The organism is Sporomusaceae bacterium (assembly GCA_031460455.1).
In the GTDB taxonomy this organism is placed as follows: domain Bacteria; phylum Bacillota; class Negativicutes; order Sporomusales; family UBA7701; genus Anaeroselena.
This window is the reverse complement of record JAVKTQ010000002.1, coordinates 329,788-346,695: the sequence shown is the minus strand read 5'-3', so window position 1 is coordinate 346,695 and position 16,908 is coordinate 329,788. Positions and strand designations below refer to the sequence as shown.

Annotated in this window: 13 protein-coding genes; 3 read left to right on the top strand and 10 right to left on the bottom strand. The window is 61.5% G+C overall.

Going from position 1 to position 16,908, the window contains the following annotated elements; all coding sequences use genetic code 11:
• Positions 1 to 173 precede the first annotated feature (173 nt).
• From nifJ to RIN56_06200, 4 genes are all read right to left on the bottom strand, one after another.
• Positions 174 to 3,725 carry a pyruvate:ferredoxin (flavodoxin) oxidoreductase gene (gene nifJ, locus RIN56_06215; GenBank protein ID MDR7866397.1) on the bottom strand — a complete coding sequence of 1,184 codons (3,552 nt, stop codon included), beginning with the start codon at positions 3,723 to 3,725 and terminating at the stop codon, positions 174 to 176.
• 376 nt (positions 3,726 to 4,101) lie between these two features.
• Positions 4,102 to 4,752 (bottom strand): TVP38/TMEM64 family protein, encoded by a 651-nt coding sequence (locus RIN56_06210; GenBank protein ID MDR7866396.1) that lies wholly within the window; start codon positions 4,750 to 4,752, stop codon positions 4,102 to 4,104.
• A gap of 60 nt (positions 4,753 to 4,812) precedes the next feature.
• Positions 4,813 to 5,430 carry a peptidylprolyl isomerase gene (locus RIN56_06205; protein ID MDR7866395.1) on the bottom strand — a complete coding sequence of 206 codons (618 nt, stop codon included), beginning with the start codon at positions 5,428 to 5,430 and terminating at the stop codon, positions 4,813 to 4,815.
• Between the two features lie 106 nt (positions 5,431 to 5,536).
• Positions 5,537 to 6,085 (bottom strand): nucleoside deaminase, encoded by a 549-nt coding sequence (locus tag RIN56_06200; protein ID MDR7866394.1) that lies wholly within the window; start codon positions 6,083 to 6,085, stop codon positions 5,537 to 5,539.
• A gap of 236 nt (positions 6,086 to 6,321) precedes the next feature.
• On the opposite strand from RIN56_06200, the gene RIN56_06195 reads away from it, so the two are divergent.
• Positions 6,322 to 8,997, top strand: a complete 2,676-nt coding sequence (locus RIN56_06195; protein ID MDR7866393.1) for a diguanylate cyclase — start codon at positions 6,322 to 6,324, stop codon at positions 8,995 to 8,997.
• A gap of 78 nt (positions 8,998 to 9,075) precedes the next feature.
• Here RIN56_06195 and RIN56_06190 read toward each other — a convergent pair whose 3' ends face one another.
• A complete protein-coding gene (locus RIN56_06190; GenBank protein ID MDR7866392.1) occupies positions 9,076 to 9,774 on the bottom strand; it encodes a DUF5714 domain-containing protein in 699 nt (232 codons plus the stop codon).
• A gap of 269 nt (positions 9,775 to 10,043) precedes the next feature.
• On the opposite strand from RIN56_06190, the gene RIN56_06185 reads away from it, so the two are divergent.
• Positions 10,044 to 11,732: a DUF6056 family protein gene (locus RIN56_06185; protein ID MDR7866391.1), complete on the top strand. Its 1,689-nt coding sequence runs from the start codon at positions 10,044 to 10,046 to the stop codon at positions 11,730 to 11,732.
• Positions 11,733 to 11,908: 176 nt separating this feature from the next.
• On the top strand, positions 11,909 to 12,517 hold the full coding sequence (locus RIN56_06180; GenBank protein ID MDR7866390.1) for a YidC/Oxa1 family membrane protein insertase: 609 nt from the start codon (positions 11,909 to 11,911) through the stop codon (positions 12,515 to 12,517).
• A gap of 79 nt (positions 12,518 to 12,596) precedes the next feature.
• Here RIN56_06180 and RIN56_06175 read toward each other — a convergent pair whose 3' ends face one another.
• The 5 genes from RIN56_06175 to RIN56_06155 all read right to left on the bottom strand — a co-directional run bounded on the left by RIN56_06175 (position 12,597) and on the right by RIN56_06155 (position 16,794).
• Complete coding sequence (locus RIN56_06175; protein ID MDR7866389.1) at positions 12,597 to 13,325, bottom strand: amino acid ABC transporter ATP-binding protein; 729 nt, start codon at positions 13,323 to 13,325, stop codon at positions 12,597 to 12,599.
• A complete protein-coding gene (locus tag RIN56_06170) occupies positions 13,318 to 13,974 on the bottom strand; it encodes an amino acid ABC transporter permease (protein ID MDR7866388.1) in 657 nt (218 codons plus the stop codon). The genes RIN56_06175 and RIN56_06170 overlap by 8 nt, the downstream gene beginning before the upstream one ends.
• A 23-nt stretch (positions 13,975 to 13,997) precedes the next feature.
• Complete coding sequence (locus tag RIN56_06165) at positions 13,998 to 14,822, bottom strand: transporter substrate-binding domain-containing protein (GenBank protein MDR7866387.1); 825 nt, start codon at positions 14,820 to 14,822, stop codon at positions 13,998 to 14,000.
• Positions 14,823 to 14,903: 81 nt separating this feature from the next.
• A complete protein-coding gene (locus tag RIN56_06160; protein MDR7866386.1) occupies positions 14,904 to 15,332 on the bottom strand; it encodes a GNAT family N-acetyltransferase in 429 nt (142 codons plus the stop codon).
• A 100-nt stretch (positions 15,333 to 15,432) separates the two neighbouring features.
• Positions 15,433 to 16,794: a sodium-dependent transporter gene (locus tag RIN56_06155; GenBank protein MDR7866385.1), complete on the bottom strand. Its 1,362-nt coding sequence runs from the start codon at positions 16,792 to 16,794 to the stop codon at positions 15,433 to 15,435.
• Between the last annotated feature and the right edge of the window lie 114 nt (positions 16,795 to 16,908).

The following is a 16,908-nucleotide window of genomic DNA, read 5'->3' as shown; positions in this document are numbered from 1 at the left end:
ATTATTAATTTATAATGATTATAAATTCAATATTGAAACTCCTGCTGTTACCTGTTAATAATATGTAAATCTTTGTTATAGCAAATAACGATGGCGCTATCAGCGGCAGCGCGGGGTGGTATGGGAAAAGCCTCAGCCCTGGTTCAGGGCTGAGGCTTTTCGTTGGTGCCGGTTTATTTCTTTTCTTGGGTGGCGGCCGCTTCGGCGACGGCTTCGTCGTAGGACTTGACCAGCCGCCTGTAGCTGTCGAGCCTTTCGGCGGCGTCTTTGGCCGTTTTGGCGAATAGCTGGTCGGCGACGTCGGGGAATTCCTGCTTGAGGGCGGCGTAGCGCACTTCGCCCATGAGGAATTCGATGAAGTCGGCGGTGGGCGCCTTGGAGTCGAGGCTGAAGGGGTTTTTGCCCATTTCCTTGAGAGCGGGGTTGTAGCGGTAGTTGGCCCAGTAGCCGGCCTCGACGGCGCGCTTGCATTCGAGCTGGCTGTTGCCCATGCCGAGCTTGAGGCCGTGGTTGATGCAGGGCGAGTAGCCGATGATGAGCGACGGGCCGGGATAGGCTTCGGCTTCGGCGATGGCTTTGAGGGTCTGGGCGCGGTCGGCGCCCATGCAGACCTGGGCGACGTAGACGTAGCCGTAGCTCATGGCCATCATGCCGAGGTCTTTTTTCTTGGTGCGCTTGCCGCTGGCGGCGAATTGGGCGATGGCCGCGGTGGGCGTGGCCTTGGAGGACTGGCCGCCGGTGTTGGAGTAGACTTCGGTGTCAAAGACGAAGACGTTGACGTCTTCGCCGGAGGCGAGGACGTGGTCGAGGCCGCCGTAGCCGATGTCGTAGGCCCAGCCGTCGCCGCCGAAGATCCACTGGGAGCGTTTGAGGAAGGAGTCTTTGTAGCCGAGGATTTCGGCGTAGAGAGGATTGGCGCCTTTGGCGGCTTCGAGGGCGGCGGCGAGCTTGTCGGCCCGCTCGCGGGTGCCGGCGCCGATGTCTTTTTTGTCGAGCCATTCCTGGAGGGCGGCTTTGAGGTCGCCGGAGGAGACGGCGACGGCTTCGGCGACTTTGCCGGCCAGGCGCTCGCGGATCTGCTTGACGGCGGTGTACATGCCGAGGCCGTATTCGGCGTTGTCCTCGAAGAGGGAGTTGGCCCAGGCCGGACCGAAGCCGTTTTTGTCGGTGCAGTAGGGCATGGACGGCGCGGACGCGCCCCAGATGGAGGAGCAGCCGGTGGCGTTGGCGATCATCATGCGGTCGCCGAAGAGCTGGGTGACGAGGCGGGCGTAGGCTGTTTCAAGGCAGCCGGCGCAGGCGCCGGAGAACTGGAGGTACGGGGTTTCGAACTGGCTGCCTTTGACGGTTTCTTTGTTCATGGGGTTGGGCTTGACGGACAGGCTCATGGCGTAGTCCCACAGGTCCTGCTGGGGCATCTGGCTGTCGAGGGGCTGCATGACGAGGGCTTTTTCCTTGGCCGGGCAGACCTGGACGCAGTTGCCGCAGCCGGTGCAGTCGAGCGGCGAGACGGCCATACGGAATTGCAGGCCGGCGGCGCCGGTGGCCGGTTTAGCGGTGAAGCCGGCGGGGGCTTTCTTCATTTCGTCGTCATTGGCGAGAACGGGCCTGATGCAGGCGTGCGGACAGACGAAGGCGCACTGGTTGCACTGGATACATTTGTCGAGCTGCCATTCGGGGACTTCGACGGCGATGCCGCGTTTTTCGTAGGCGGAGGTGCCGCAGGGGAAGGTGCCGTCGGTCATGCCCATTTCTTTGATGACGCCGACCGAGAGGCTGTCGCCTTCGGTGCGGTTGATGGGGACGACGACTTTGCTGATGAATTCGGGGACGGCTTTGGCGGCGGCGACGGCGTCCTTGACGTCTTTCCAGGCGGCGGGGACGTCGATTTTGACCATGGCGCTGGTGCCCTGGTCGATGGCGGCGAAGTTCATGTTGACGATTTTGTCGCCTTTGCTGCCGTATTCGTCGGTGACGGAGTCTTTGAGGTACTTGACGGCGTCTTCGACGGGGATGATGTCGGCGAGTTTGAAGAAGGCGGACTGCATGATCATGTTGATGCGGCCGCCGAGGCCGATTTCGCGGGCGATGCTGACGGCGTTGATTGTGTAGAATTTGATGTTGTTGTTGGCGATGTAGCGCTTCATGGCCGCCGGCAGCTGGGCGTCGAGTTCCTGGGCGTCCCAGATGCAGTTGAGGAGGAAGGTGCCGCCGGGCTTGAGGCCTGCTATGACGTCGTATTTGGCGACATAGGACTGGTTGTGGCAGGCGATGAAGTCGGCTTTGTTGATGAGGTAGGGGGATTTGATGGGCTTTTTGCCGAACCGCAGGTGGGAGACGGTGATGCCGCCCGATTTCTTGGAGTCGTAGGCGAAGTAGCCCTGGGCGAACAGGTCGGTTTTGTCGCCGATGATTTTGATGGCCATTTTGTTGGCGCCGACGGTGCCGTCGGAGCCGAGGCCCCAGAATTTGCAGGCGCGGGTGCCGGCCGGAGTGGTGTCGATGTCGGCGCCGAGCGGCAGCGAGGTGCCGGTGACGTCGTCGACGATGCCGATGGTGAAGCCGTCTTTGGGCTGGGCGGCTTTGAGGTTTTCGTAGACGGCGACGATCTGCGCCGGGACGACGTCCTTGGAGCCGAGGCCGTAGCGGCCGCCGACGATGACGGGCTGCCAGGACTTGCCGTAGAAGGCGTTTTTGACGTCGAGGTAGAGGGGCTCGCCGGCGCTGCCCGGTTCTTTGGTGCGGTCGAGGACGGCGATTTTATTGACGGTTTTGGGGATGTATTTCAGGAAATGCTCGATGGAGAACGGCCGGTAGAGGTGGACGGTGAGCAGGCCGATCTTCTCGCCCTGGGCCAGGAGTTTGTCGATGGTTTCTTCGATGGTTTCGCAGGCCGAGCCCATGGCGACGATCATGCGGTCGGCGTCGGGGGCGCCGTAGTAGTCGAAGAGGTGGTATTCGCGGCCGGTCACTTCTTTGACTTTGGCCATGTATTTTTCGACGATGGCCGGCAGGGCCTGGTAGTATTCGTTGGCGGATTCGCGGCCCTGGAAGTAGATGTCGGGGTTCTGGGCGGTGCCGCGGATGCAGGGACGGCTGGGGTTGAGGGCCCGCTGGCGGAAGCCGGCCAGGGCGTCGCGGTCGATGAGTCTGGCGAGGTCGGCGTAGTCCCAGGTTTCGATCTTCTGGATTTCGTGCGAGGTGCGGAAGCCGTCGAAGAAGTTTACGAAGGGGACGCGGCCTTCGATGGCGGCGAGGTGGGCGACGGCGGACAGGTCCATGACCTGCTGGACGCTGCTTTCGGCCAGGAGGGCGAAGCCGGTCTGGCGGGTGGCCATGACGTCCTGGTGGTCGCCGAAGATGCTGAGCGACGAGGCGGCGACGGCGCGGGCGCTGACGTGGAGGACGCCCGGCAGGAGTTCGCCGGCCATTTTGTACATGTTGGGGACCATGAGGAGAAGACCCTGGGAGGCGGTGAAGGTGGTGGTGAGGGCGCCGCCCTGCAGCGAGCCGTGGGTGGCGCCGGCCGCGCCTGCTTCGGACTGCATTTCGACAACCTTGACGGTCTGGCCGAAGATGTTTTTGCGGCCTTCCGCAGCCCAGCTGTCGACATACTCGGCCATGGTGGACGAGGGGGTGATGGGATAGATTGTGGCGACTTCGGTGAAGGCGTACGCCACATGCGCAGCTGCGCAGTTTCCGTCCATGGTTTTCATTTTGGCCATAATTTTTCTCATCCTTTCTAACGGTACTATTGCACCTGGGCCAGCTGGCGGAACGGCCAGGACCGGAGCGGCCGGAATGGTGGCCAGACCAGTTGGACGCAGCATTGACGCCACGTGCGGGCACCAGGATAACAAGTGTATACACGAATACACCACAGTAAGAATTCACCTTTATGACCTCATAATCCTTCGCGATGAGTCCATAAAAAGAAAATTTTACCCATGCTTTCAGGATTTTTTTGCGGGGGAGGCGATGAGCGGACGATACGGGCGGAGGATGGGGAATGCCAGGGGGGCACGAACGGGGAGGGCGGCGGCGGGCAAAAAAGAAAAGCTCCGGCCCGTCGGGCGGAGACTTTTGGCGCAAGTGAAGGGGTCAGCCGCGGCGGCTGCGGAAACGCGGGTATAGGCAGGCGGCGGCGATGAGGGCGGCGACGGCCAGGGCGGCGGACAGGGGGCCCATAAGGGCGCTGCCGAAGCAGCTGAAGGCGACCGCGCCGGGGATGCTGGCGAGCAGCGTGGCCCAGAGGTAGGGCCAGAACCGTACGCCCGACAGGCCGGCAAGGAAGCTGACGGCGTCCCACGGCAGGACGGGGGCGAAGCGCAGCAGCAGGATGGCTCTGAAGCCGTGGCGCGCGACTTTGTCGTCGAGGGCGGCGAGCGGCAGCCAGGGCGGCAAGGCCCGTTTTAGTCCGTCGCGGCCGAGCAGGCGGGCGGCGGCGAAGCAGAGGGCCGCCCCTAGGACGGTGCCGACGACGAGGTAGACGGCGCCCCACAGCGGGCCGAAGGCCAGGCCGCCGGCGATGCCGAGGACGATGGCGGGGAAAAAGAAGAACGGCCGGACGATGTTGCCGAGGATGTAGAGGCAGGGGCCCCAGTATCCCAGGGAGATCATCGTTTCGCCGATCGTCTCGGGCCTGAACCGTTCGATGCCGTAGCCGTATACGTATAGTATTCCCAGGGCGGCGAAGCCGGCGAGGTATACGCCGGCCGCCGGCCTGATCGCGGTTTGGATGTAGTGTCTCACAAGGTTTAATTATAGGCCAGCGTCCGGGAGGTGTAAAGGAGAATATCGCCAGGGGGCGCTTTACTGCGGTTTGGCGACGGTTATTTTTTTGATGACGACGTCGGTGGCGGGTTTGTCGTTGGGGCCGGTCTTGACTTTGCCGATGGCGCGGACGACGTCCATGCCTTCGACGACTTTGCCGAAGACGGCGTGCTTGTCGTCGAGCCACGGGGTGGCCTTGAGGGTGATGAAGAATTGCGAGCCGCCGGTGTTGGGGCCGGCGTTGGCCATCGACAGGACGCCTTCGGAGGCGTGGCGCAGGTCTTTGGCGAATTCGTCGGCGATGGTGTAGCCGGGGCCGCCGGTGCCGTTGCCTTTGGGGTCGCCGCCCTGGATCATGAAGCCGTCGATGACGCGGTGGAAGATGAGGCCGTTGAAGAAGCCTTTGTCGGCGAGGGTGATGAAGTTTTTGGCGGTGACGGGCGCTTTGTCTTCGAAGAGTTCGACTTTGAAGGTGCCCAGCGAGGTTTCGAAGGTGGCTTTGCTGTTGGCGGGGGAGCCGACGTTGACCGCGGCGGGGGCGGGGGTCGCCTTTTTCTCAGGCTGGGCCGGTTGCTGCGGGGCTTTGGTGGCGCACCCGGGCAGGATGAGCGCCAGGCAGGCGATGAGGGCGAGGATGGTCGTGAGGGTCTTGTTCATTGGTCAATCCTCCTGATGGCTGCGCTTTAGCTGCGTCTAAGCCTTATTATTTCCCGTGCTGCGATTCGAGAATGCCTATCGTATTATACTCTTTTATGCCTTTTTTTCAGTACTGCGTTTTGTCGTTTTTCTGTTTCCAGAGGTCGAAAGGCGTGGCGTTGGCGTCGTCGGGCCGCCGTTCCATGGCGACCTGGAGGACCCTGGCTTTGCCCTGGATGACTTCGTAGATGTAGCTGTCGTCGAAGCCCGCCGCAGCGGCGTCGTATCGGGTGGCGCCGTAGACGACTTTGCGCAGCTTGGCCCAGTGGACGGCGCCCAGGCACATCGGGCACGGCTCGCAGGAGGCGTACAGCACGCAGTCGGACAGGTCGAAGCGTCCGAGCAGGGACGAGGCTTTGCGGATGGCCTGGACTTCGGCGTGGGCGGTGGGGTCGTGGGTGACGAGCACCTGGTTGTGGGCGCGGGCGATTATCCGGCCGTCCTTGACGATTACCGCCCCGAACGGTCCCCCCTCCCCTTGTTCGACCCCGTGGACCGCTTCTGCTATCGCGACTCTCATATAGGCGCCGTCGTTATCCGCCGCGCCGGCGGAGACGTGAGCCGCCTGCACCGTCAGCAGCGCGGCGAACGCGACAGCCAGCAGACACAGTTTCATGGTCTAACCCCCTGACAAAATTTGTTACTGTTTATATGTACTATGCCGGGGACGGAAATCCTGCCGCGTTGAGAAGAGTGTCCCGCGACGGGTGCGGGAAGTATTTCTGGAAAAGAAATATGCTATAGATTATAATTATTGTAGAATCGCTATAACTTTTGTCATAATTCGGGGAAAAATTACTGTTTTGCGGGTGGGACGATTTGACGCCGACAGGAAGTTCGCTACGGTCTCTGATGGTGATATCTTTCGTTGCGCTGATGGTGGCGACGTTCGGCATCATCGGCTATTTCGCGTTCGCCAACTGGCAATCTTCCACCGAGCGGATGGTGGCCGAGATCCAGGCCAGCACGGACAGCGTGATTATCGGCCGTGTCGACGGCCTGATCGGCGCCACCCGCCATGTCAACGAGGCCAACCGCAACCTGATCGGCCGGAAGGCGATCGCTCTGGAGAATAAACGCGAACGCGAGCTGTTTTTCGCCAGTGTGCTCCAGGCGACGGGCGACGAGGTTTACAGCTTCACGTACGGCGCGGAGAGCGGCGAATTCTACGGGGCGCGCCGCAACGCGCGGGACGAGATCGAGGTGTACGAGAACAACGCGCTGACCGGCGGCAGAACCCGCTATTACGCCGTGACGTCCGAGCTTGCGGCCGGGAAGCTGGTGCACGAGACGGAGAAATTCGACCCCCGGACAAGGGATTGGTATATAATCGCCAAGACGGCCGGCAGACCGGTGTTTTCCCCTATCTATAAACATTTTTTGATCGACGATCTGGCGATTTCGGCGGCCTGGCCGATATATGACGGGAACGGCGCTCTCATGGGTGTGCTGGGAACGCACATAACGCTGTCGAAGATGAACGGCTACCTGCGCGAGGTCGTGAAGAGCCAGGAGGCGATGGCGTATATCGTCGAGAAGGACAGCGGCTATCTGGTGGCGAATTCGCAGGGCTGGCCGAACTTTGCGCCGCAGGGCGCCGGCGGCATCAGGAGGCTCGCGCTCGCGGAGACCGAGAACGCGGCGGTCGTGGATGCCTGGCGGCGGTACCTGGAAGCGTCAGGAACCGCCGCGCCGACGATGGCGGATAAGGACGGGCTGTTTGTCAAGGTGACCGAGTACAACCGGGACGGCCTTAACTGGCTGATAATCACGGCTATCCCGAAAGGCCCGTTTATGGCGGGGTTCATGAAGAGCCTCCAGTTTTCGCTGCTTATCGCGATGCTCGCCATCGTGCTGGCTATTCTGATTTATGCGAAGAGCACGGAGATCGCCTTCAGGCCGGTTTATGACCTGATAAGGACGACGGAGAAGTTTTCGGGGGGCGATTTCGGCGAGCGCGCCCAGGTGGTGCGGCCGGACGAGATCGGCAAGCTGTCGGTCGCCTTCAACAGGATGGCCGACCAGATCGACGCCCTGATCCATACGCTGGAGGAGCGTATCCGCGAGCGGACGAAGCGGCTGGAGCAGACTGTGCGGCAGCTAAGGGACAGCGAGGATAATATCCGCCAACTGCTGGATTCGACCGCCGAGGCTATTTACGGTATCGATACGTACGGCAACTTCACGTTCTGCAACGCCAGCTGCCTGCGGATGCTCGGGTACGGCAGGTCGAGGGAGCTGATCGGGGAAAATATGCACCGCAAGCTGCATGCCAGGCGCAGCGACGGCAGCGACATTGCGGAGGAGGACTGCCGGATCTTTCAGACGCTGCGCGACGGCGATAGGGTGCATGCCGACGACGAGGTTTTCCGGCGGGCCGACGGGACGGTTTTCCCGGTGGAATATTTCTCTTACCCCCAGTACCGCGACGGCATGATCGTCGGCGCGGTTGTGACGTTTTTCGATATCTCCGAGCGGAAGAAGACGCAGGCCGAGATCGTGTACCTGAGCAACCACGATCAGCTTACCGGGCTTTATAACCGCCGGTTTTACGAGAGCGAACTGCTGCGGCTCGATACGCCGGGCAACCTGCCGATGACGGTGGCGGTGGCCGATATCAACGGCCTTAAACTGGTCAACGATTCTCTGGGCCATGCCGTGGGCGACAAGCTGCTGGTGAAGGCGGCCGCAGCGCTGACGGGGGGCTGCCGCGACAGCGACGTTATCGCCAGGCTGGGCGGCGACGAGTTCGTGATCATCATGCCGCGCACGGGTGCCGCTGCGGCCGAGCAGGTCATCAGGAGCATCAAGGCTATCGCCGCCGGGGAAACGGTGGGTTCGGTCGCGGTGTCGCTTTCCTTCGGGTATTGTACGAAGACGGCCGCCGAGGAGGCGATCGAGGAGGTCGTCAAGAAGGCGGACGATCAGATGTACCGCACAAAGCTGTTCGAGAGCCCGGATATGCTCGGTCAGACGATCACGACGATCATCGCCGCGCTGTACGAAAAGAACGACATCGAGGAGGCGCACTCGCGCAGGGTCGCCGAGCTGTGCCGGCGGACGGGCGAGGCCCTCGGACTGCCTGACGGCGACGTGGACGCGCTCGCCAACGCCGGGCTGCTCCACGATATCGGCAAGATCGCCATCGCGGACGAGATCCTGAATAAGCCGGGCAAGCTTACGGAGGTCGAGTGGGCGGAGATCAGGCGCCACCCGGAAATCGGCTACCGCATTCTCAGGACGGTCAACCATTTGTCGGAGATGGCGGATTACGTGCTCGCCCACCACGAGCGATGGGACGGCGGCGGCTATCCCAAGGGGTCCACAGGGGCGGAGATTCCTTTGCCGGCCAGGATCATCCACATCGCCGACGCCTATGACGCCATGACGAGCTACCGCAGCTTTCGCGGCGCGATGACGGACGAGGAGGCGGTCGCGGAGCTGCGGCTGGGCGCAGGCCGCCAGTTCGACCCCGCGCTTGTCGAGATTTTCGTGGAGAAGGTGCTGGGAGAGTCGGTACAAGGCTAGGCGGGAAATGATTCGCAAAAAAACGAGCGTCCCCTCCCCTGTTTGGGGCGGGACGCTTCGTTTTTTCCGGCGGATTTTTCAGCGGCTGAAGCGGCAGGCTACGCCTTTGCAGCCGTGGGTGGTGTCTTTGATATGGAAGCAGCGCGTGTGACTGAGCGGCAGCCGCACCCGGCAGAGTTCCTTGAGGGCTTCCGCGCCGGAGAGCACCGCGGTGCGCACGCTCTGCTTGCAGCAGCCTGGCCCGCCGCAGTCGGCGATGGCGGCCAGGGCGGCGTTGGCGGCCCGCATGGCGAGGGTGCGCTCGACGTCTTTGGCGCAGGTGGCGTCAAGGAGGATGCTTATGAAGGCGCCGGCGCCGAGGCCGGCGCCGCAGGCCCCATGGTTGGCGCAGGTGCAGGCGGGTATCTGGCGCATGCGGCGGATGCCTTCGAGGATGTCGGCGTCGGTGACGGCGCGCGCGGCGCCGCCGGGCAGGGGGATGGGGCCGTGGTTTTTGACGGCGGCCAGCAGCGCGGCGACTACGATGGCGTGGTGCTCGGCGCCGAGCGACGGCAGGAAGGGGCCGCGCAGGAGCGTTTCGGCGATAGCCATCGGGTCTGTGCCTTCGGCGGCGAGGACGGTTTTTTCGAGGAAGGCGTGGAAGCCTGCGCCGTGGCAGTCTTCGCAGACGTAGTGGCCCGCGGGGCAGAGGACGGAGGCGGCGAAGGTACGCCGGCAGTAGCTGCAGGCTATTTCGGCGGCGTGGGTCCGGTAGACGAGCTTGGCGCCGCAGACCATGCAGTTTTCCAGGTGTCGCTGTTCGCCGTGCCGACCGGCACGGTCGTCCTCAGGGGACGTTCAGCAGCTTTTGGCGATGATTTCTTCCCTCACGGGCATATCCTCCCTCGTTGTTTGGGCTTTTGCGTAGGTATTCTAGGCGCGTGGGTTTATTCCTGTCGGTCAGCTTGGGCTGATGGCGACGGATTTGGGGAAGATAATGCGAGAACAACAAGGATTTTAGTCAAAAAGATGGAAATATGGGGAAAGATGCGGTTTGCTAAGAAAGGATGACGGCTTTGGCGGCGGAGGAAACAGGCAAGATGACGAGGGGGAACATGGTGTCGCTGGCGATGCTGGCGCTGCTGTTCTTTTATATGTACGCGCTCAATTATCTGATGCCGCTGCACCGCGACGACTACGAGTACGCGCTGGTGTGGAACACGCTGGAGCGGCTGGCGTCGTGGCCGGATGTTTTCCGGTCGCTGTATCTCCACTATTTCCAGCACGGCGGCCGGATGGTGGATTTCCTGGTGTTGGACGGCTTCCTGCTGATCGGCAAGCAGTGGTTCAACCCGTTCAACGCTATGCTGTACGTGGCGCTGATGATGCTGATATACTGGCATTCGCAGCGGGAGGTCACGCTGCGCTTCAATCCTTACATTCTGGGACTGATAATGGTTTTCTGCTGGTTCGGTCTGCCGGACTGGGCGTTGACGAATGTGTGGATGACGGGGGCGTGCGTGTATCTTTTGACGGCGGTGCTGATTTTCGCTTTCCTGCTGCCGTACCATTTCGATTATATCGGCAAGCCGCTGCTCGGGGACAGCTGGCCGGCCGCCGCGGGGATGTTCCTGGGCGGCGTGGCGGCGAGCTGGACGATCGAGAATACGGCGGCGACGATGATTCTGGCGGCGGCGGGCCTGACCTGGCTCGCCTGGCGGCGGGGCGCGCTGCGGCTGTGGATGGCGCCCGGCCTGGCGGGGTCGCTGCTGGGGTTCGCGCTGCTGGTGGCGGCGCCGGGCAATTTCGTGCGCTACGGCAAGGGGCCGAAGCTGTTCATTCATTTCACCAATCAGCTGGCGGCCGGCCTAGAGATTTTCCTCGGCGTCATCCCGACGGTGATTTTCCTGGTGCTGGCGTGGCGCATCCTGGTAACAGCCCATGCCCGGCGGCAGGGCGTCACAATACCGGAAAGCACTGGAAACGGCCGTTCGAATCTCTGGGACTATCTCCGCATATCGCTCGCCCTGCTGATGGTGTTTTCGGTGTTTAACGGGACGTTTGTTTCGCTGTGGGTGTCCAATCTGGTGTATAATAATGCGGCCGTGCCGCTGGGGGTAGCGAGCGCGGCTTTGAAGGCAAAGCTTTTCAAGGCTCTGTCCGGTCTTGAGGAGGTGGTCTTGTTTTTGCTCCTCATCACGCAGATATATCTGATCGCTTTCAAGAAACTGGGGCTGGGCAAGAATGCCGTAGCCGCCGTACGCGCCCAGGTGAAACGGCGGGAGGTGATGGACGCTTTTCCGGTAAGCTGGTTCGCAGCGGCTTGCGTGGCGCTGGCGGTGATCAACAATCTGGCGATGCTCCCGGCGCCGACCTTTCCCGGACGGGCGGGCTACGGCTCGGCGGTTTTCCTGATAATCGGCGCGATGAGCCTGTTCACCGTCCTCGAGGTGAAAGAGACAGTGTTGGGGAGCGGAGCGCGGAAGAAGTATTTGGCTGCGGTGCTGGCGCTGCTGTTTTTTCCCATGGCCGAAGCCACGCTGCACCAGTATAGCGTCATCCACCGGGAGGACGGGGCGCGGATGGCGTACCTGGAGCGGAAGGTCGCCGCGGGGGCGACGTATGTGGAGCTGGAGCCGCTGACGGCGAAGAACCGGGTGCTGCGGCACGTGTATTTCGTGGAGCTGAACAATTCGGTGTCGAAGGGCGGGCTGATCCGCTACTACGGGCTGAAGGATATAAAGGTGAGGGAATAGGACAACGGCGTTAGTAGTATATGACAAGCCGATGTTGACAGGAATTGTCCGCCGGCTATTGAATATACTATTCTATGCTGCTTTTGCGTCGTCGCCTGCATGTTGGCGGCCGGCGCCAGCATAATTTTGTCAGCGTAAAGGAAGTGTATTTTTTGTTCGGTTTTTTCAGTGGAGTGATGCATACGGCGTTGACTTTTTTTTATCATCTTACCCTCAGGCTGGGATTTCCGAACTACGGAGTGGCTATTATCCTGCTGACAGTATCTATCAAGGTGCTGCTTTTCCCCTTGACGATCAAGCAGGTAAAATCGATGCAGGCGATGAAGGAGCTGGGGCCGAAGCTGAAGGACCTGCAGGAGAAATACAAGGGTGACAAGACGAAGTTACAGCAGGAAGTCGCCGGCCTTTATAAGAAGGCAGGTGTCAATCCTCTGGCCGGATGCCTGCCGCTGCTGATTCAGATGCCTTTTCTGACCGGCATTTTTTTCACGATAAGGGATATCAGCTATGTCGGCCAGCCGGGTTTCCTGTGGATAAATAATTTGGCCGCCAGCGACCCGTTCTATATCCTTCCGGTTCTCGCGGCAATTACCACTTTCGTTTCGTCGCAGCAGACGATGGTCCAATCCACCGCTCAGAACAGAATGATGCTGCTGACCATGCCTCTCGTTATCGGCTTTATGGCCTTACGCTTTCCGGCCGGGCTGGGTCTGTACTGGGTGGTAAGCAATCTTGTCCAGATTGTTCAACAATGGTTTTTATACCGTAAACCGGTTGCCTCCTAACGCCTGCCGAGGGCGAACGGAAAAAGAACAAGAACCCGGCGAAGCGAAAATCCCGGCCCTGGAGAGGGCCGGGATTTTTTCAGTGATTCAGCACTTTGCTGAGGAACAGTTTGGTGCGTTCGTTCTTGGGAGCGGCGAAGAATTCGGCCGGGGGGGACTGCTCGACGATCGCCCCTTCGTCCATGAAGATGACGCGGTCGGCGACCTCGCGGGCGAAGCCCATTTCGTGGGTGACGACAATCATTGTCATGCCGTCCTTGACCAGCCCTTTCATGACGTCGAGCACTTCGGCGATCATTTCGGGGTCGAGGGCGGAGGTGGGCTCGTCGAAGAGCATGACTTTGGGCCGCATCGCTAAAGCCCGGGCGATGGCCACGCGCTGCTGCTGCCCGCCCGACAGGCGCGAGGGGTAGGTGCGGGCCTTTTCCGGGAGGCCGACCCTGCTCAGCAGCTTGAGCGCGATGTCCTCGGCTTCGGAGCGCGTCTTGCCCTGGACGTGGATGGGCCCCATGGTGATGTTGTCGAGGACGTTTTTGTGGTTGAAGAGGTTGAACTGCTGGAAGACCATGCCGGTGAGCTGGCGTGCTTTGTGGAGGTTTTGGGGGCCGGAGTGGACGGAGATGCCGTCGACGGTTATCTCCCCTTCCCTGATCGTTTCCAGGCCGTTGATCGTCCTGAGGAGCGTGCTTTTGCCCGAGCCGCTGGGGCCGATGACGACGACGACTTCGCCGGCGGCGACGGTCAGCGAGACGTTTTTGAGGACGGCCAGCGGTCCGAAGTTTTTCGATACCCTTTTGAGCTCAATCACTTTCCGCCAGCCTCTTTTCCAGTTTTCTCACCGCGAGCGACAGGCCGAAGGAGAGGATGAAGTAGAAGGCGGCGATCGCCAGCCAGACTTCAAACGCCCGGAAGGTGGTTGTGACGATATTTTTGGCGACATAGGTGAGGTCGGCCACGGCGATGACGGATACGAGGGAGGAGTCCTTGACGAGGGTGATGAACTGGCCGGCCAGAGGCGGCAGTATCCGCTTGACGGCCTGCGGCAGGATGATAAGCCGCATGGCCTGCCACTCGGTCATGCCGATGGACAGGGCGGCCTCGCGCTGGCCGCGGTGGATGGACTGGATGCCGGCGCGGATTATTTCGGTGATGTAGGCGCCGGAGAAGAAGGCCAGGGCGAAGACGGACGCCGTGACGGGCGACAGGCTGAAGAAGACGCCGAGGCCGAAGTAGATGAAGAGGATCTGGATGAGGAGCGGCGTGTTGCGTATCCACTCGACGTAGATGTTGCCGATGGTCTGTATGGCAAAGGAGCGGGAGATGCGGCAGAGCGCCCCGGCTATCCCCATGACGGTGCCGAAGACGATCGACAGCGCCGATATTTTGATGGTGACAAGTAAGCCGTCCAAAATGGACGGCATGTATTCGGCGAGGACGCCGAAATGCAGTTGATACACGGTCTTATTCTCCTAGCTAAAGCCTATTTCTTCTGCGGTACCGAGTCCCACCATTTCATGTCGACGAACCAGTAGGTGTAGGCTTTCTTGTAGTCTTCGCCGGCCTTGTATTTTTTGACGAATTTGTTGACTTCGGCGAGCAGGGCGGCGTTGCCTTTGGGGACGGCGATGCCGAGTTCCTCGGTGGTGAAGGGCTCAAGGACGGCGTAGGTGGTTTCGCTGTTCATCTTGTTGTAGATGGCTACCCAGGGAACTTCGTGGATGACGGCGACCGCCTTGCCGTTCAGGACTTCGAGGCCGGCGAGGGCCGAGCCTTCGAATTTCTTGACTTCGGCGTTTTTGAACATTTTGGAGGCCGTCTGGTCGGCGGTGGTGCCCATCGAGACGGCGATCACGTTGCCTTTTTTATCGAGGTCTTCCCATTTCTTGACATTGGGGTACTTTTTGCTGACAAGCATGGCCTGCCCGGATTTGAAGTAGGTTTCGGAGAAGTCGACGACTTCTTTGCGTTTGTCGGTGATGGTCATGCCGGCGATGACGAGGTCGACTTTGTTGGCCTGGAGGGCCGGGATGAGGCCGCTGAAGGCGTAATTCTGGAATTCGATTTCCACGCCGAGTTCTTTGCCGAGCGCTTTGGCGACATCGATATCGAAGCCGACGAGCTGGCCGTTTTTGTCGGCCATTTCGAACGGATAGTAACCGGTGGCGGTGCCGACGACCAGTTTGCCTTTCTTCTTGATGGCGTCGGCCGCCGGGTCTTTCTTTTCGCCGCCGCCGCAGCCGGCCACGGCCAGCGCCAGGACGCCGACGGCCACGACAGCCGCAATTTTCTTAACCAGGTTTTTCATATGTACCCCTCCGTTGTCAGTCTGTCCTTATTATAGATTCTACGGTATTTTTATACAAGGTGTTTTTGGCGATAAGGCTTTCTAGGTGTACTTGGCATAAAAATCCACCTCGTCTTGCCTGATGAAGCCCAGTCCCTGCCAGAACGCCGCTCCGTCGGGGTTGTCGGGGTTGACGAACAGGTGGCAGCGCTCGATGCCGGCCTGTTTGAGCATGGCGAAGCTGGCGGCGACGAGGGCGCGGCCGAGGCCGGCCCGCCGGCAGGCGGAGGCTACGGCGAGGTGGTAGAGGCAGCCGCGGCGGCCGTCGTGGCCGCAGAGAAGGGCGCCGACGAGTTCCCCCCCTGCCTGCTCGGCGACAAAGCTGAAGCCTTGGTTGCGGGCGAGGACTCTGCCGATGTTGTCGCGCGAGTCGGCGGCGTTGAGGCTGAGGCCGGCGGTGGCGGCCCACAGGGCGTATACCTGCGGATAGTCGTCGATTGTCATGGCGCGGAGGATGGTGCCGTTGTCCAAGGTAAGCGCCTCCCGGAGGAAGTAGTATGTTTGTCTTTATGATACATGATTTGGCCGGCCGGGGAAAGAGGAGGCGCGGAGCCGCTGCCCCGCGCCTGGGTTAGAGCTTGATGACGCCGACGGAGCTGAGGAAGATGACGGCGAGGAGGGCTGGGGTGACGTAGCGGAGGATGAAGAAGTAGACGGGCAGCAGACGGGCGACGGCCGGCGGGGCGCCGGTGGCGAGTTCGCGGGCGACGTCGGCTTTGTCGGCGAAGCGGCCGACGAAGAGGGCGATGAGCAGGCCGCCGAGGGGGAGCAGGATGTTGGAGGAGAGGTAGTCGAACCAGTCGAAGAAGCCGCGGCCCATGAGGGTGTAGCCGCCGAGCAGGCTGCCTTTGTCGACCGACAGGGTGGCGAGGATGCCGACGGCGAAGATGACGGCGCTGGTGAGCAGGACGGCACGGGAGCGCGGCAGGCCTTTCTCTTCGGCGAGGTAGGCGACCGGCACTTCGACGAGGGAGAGCATGGCGGTGGTGGCGGCGATGGCCGCGAGGAAGAAGAAGGCGACGAGGAGGATCGTGCCGAAGGGCATCTGGGAGAAGACGAGCGGGATGGTCATGAACAGCAGGCCGGGGCCGGCCCCCGGCTCGAGGCCGAAGGAGAAGACGGTCGGGAAGATGGCGAGGCCGGCGAGCAGGGAGACGAGGGTGTCGGACAGGGCGACCTTGGCGCCGGTGCCGAAGAGGTTGTTGTCGGCGGTGAAGTAGCTGCCGTAGGTTATCATGGTGCCCATGCCGAGCGACAGTTTGAAGAACGCCAGCCCCATGGCGGTGAGGACGGCGGCGGCGGAGAGTTTGCCGAAGTCGGCGGCGAACAGGAAGCTGACGCCGTCGGCCGCGCCGGGCAGGGTGAGGGCGCGGAGGTCGCAGGCGACGATGAGGACGAAGAGCAGCGGCATGAGCGTTTTGGTGATACGCTCAATGCCTTTTTTCACGCCCATGATGAGGATGCCGGCGACGACGGCGAGGACGACGGCCTGCCAGACGACGGGCGTGACGGGGCTGACGACGAGGGCGCCAAACTGGGCTTTGGCGCCTTCGAGGGTGACGACGGCGAAGTCGCCGCGTATAGCTTTGAAGAGGTAGAAGTACACCCAGCCGGCGACCGAGCTGTAGAAGAACATGATGAGGAAGGCCGCGCCGACGCCCATTGTGCCGATGTGTTTCCAGGGGGCGCCGGGGGCGAGTTTGGCGAGGGCGCCGACGGCGTTGCGCCGGGTGCGGCGGCCGATGTAGAATTCGCCGAGCATGACGGGCAGGCCGATGAAGACGATGCAGGCGAGGTATACGAGCAGGAAGGCGCCGCCGCCGTACTGGCCGGTGAGGTAGGGGAATTTCCAGATGTTGCCGAGGCCGACGGCCGAGCCGAGGGTGGCGAAGAAGACGGCGAGGCCGGAGGAAAATGTGTCTCTTGTTTTCATGCCGCTTTCCTTTCTGCGAATAGCTTGCGATTAGTGCTGCGTTAATAGATGCAACGATTATGATACCACGGCGGCGCGCGGCCGGGCAACGGGGAAAAAAATGGCCCGGGCCGT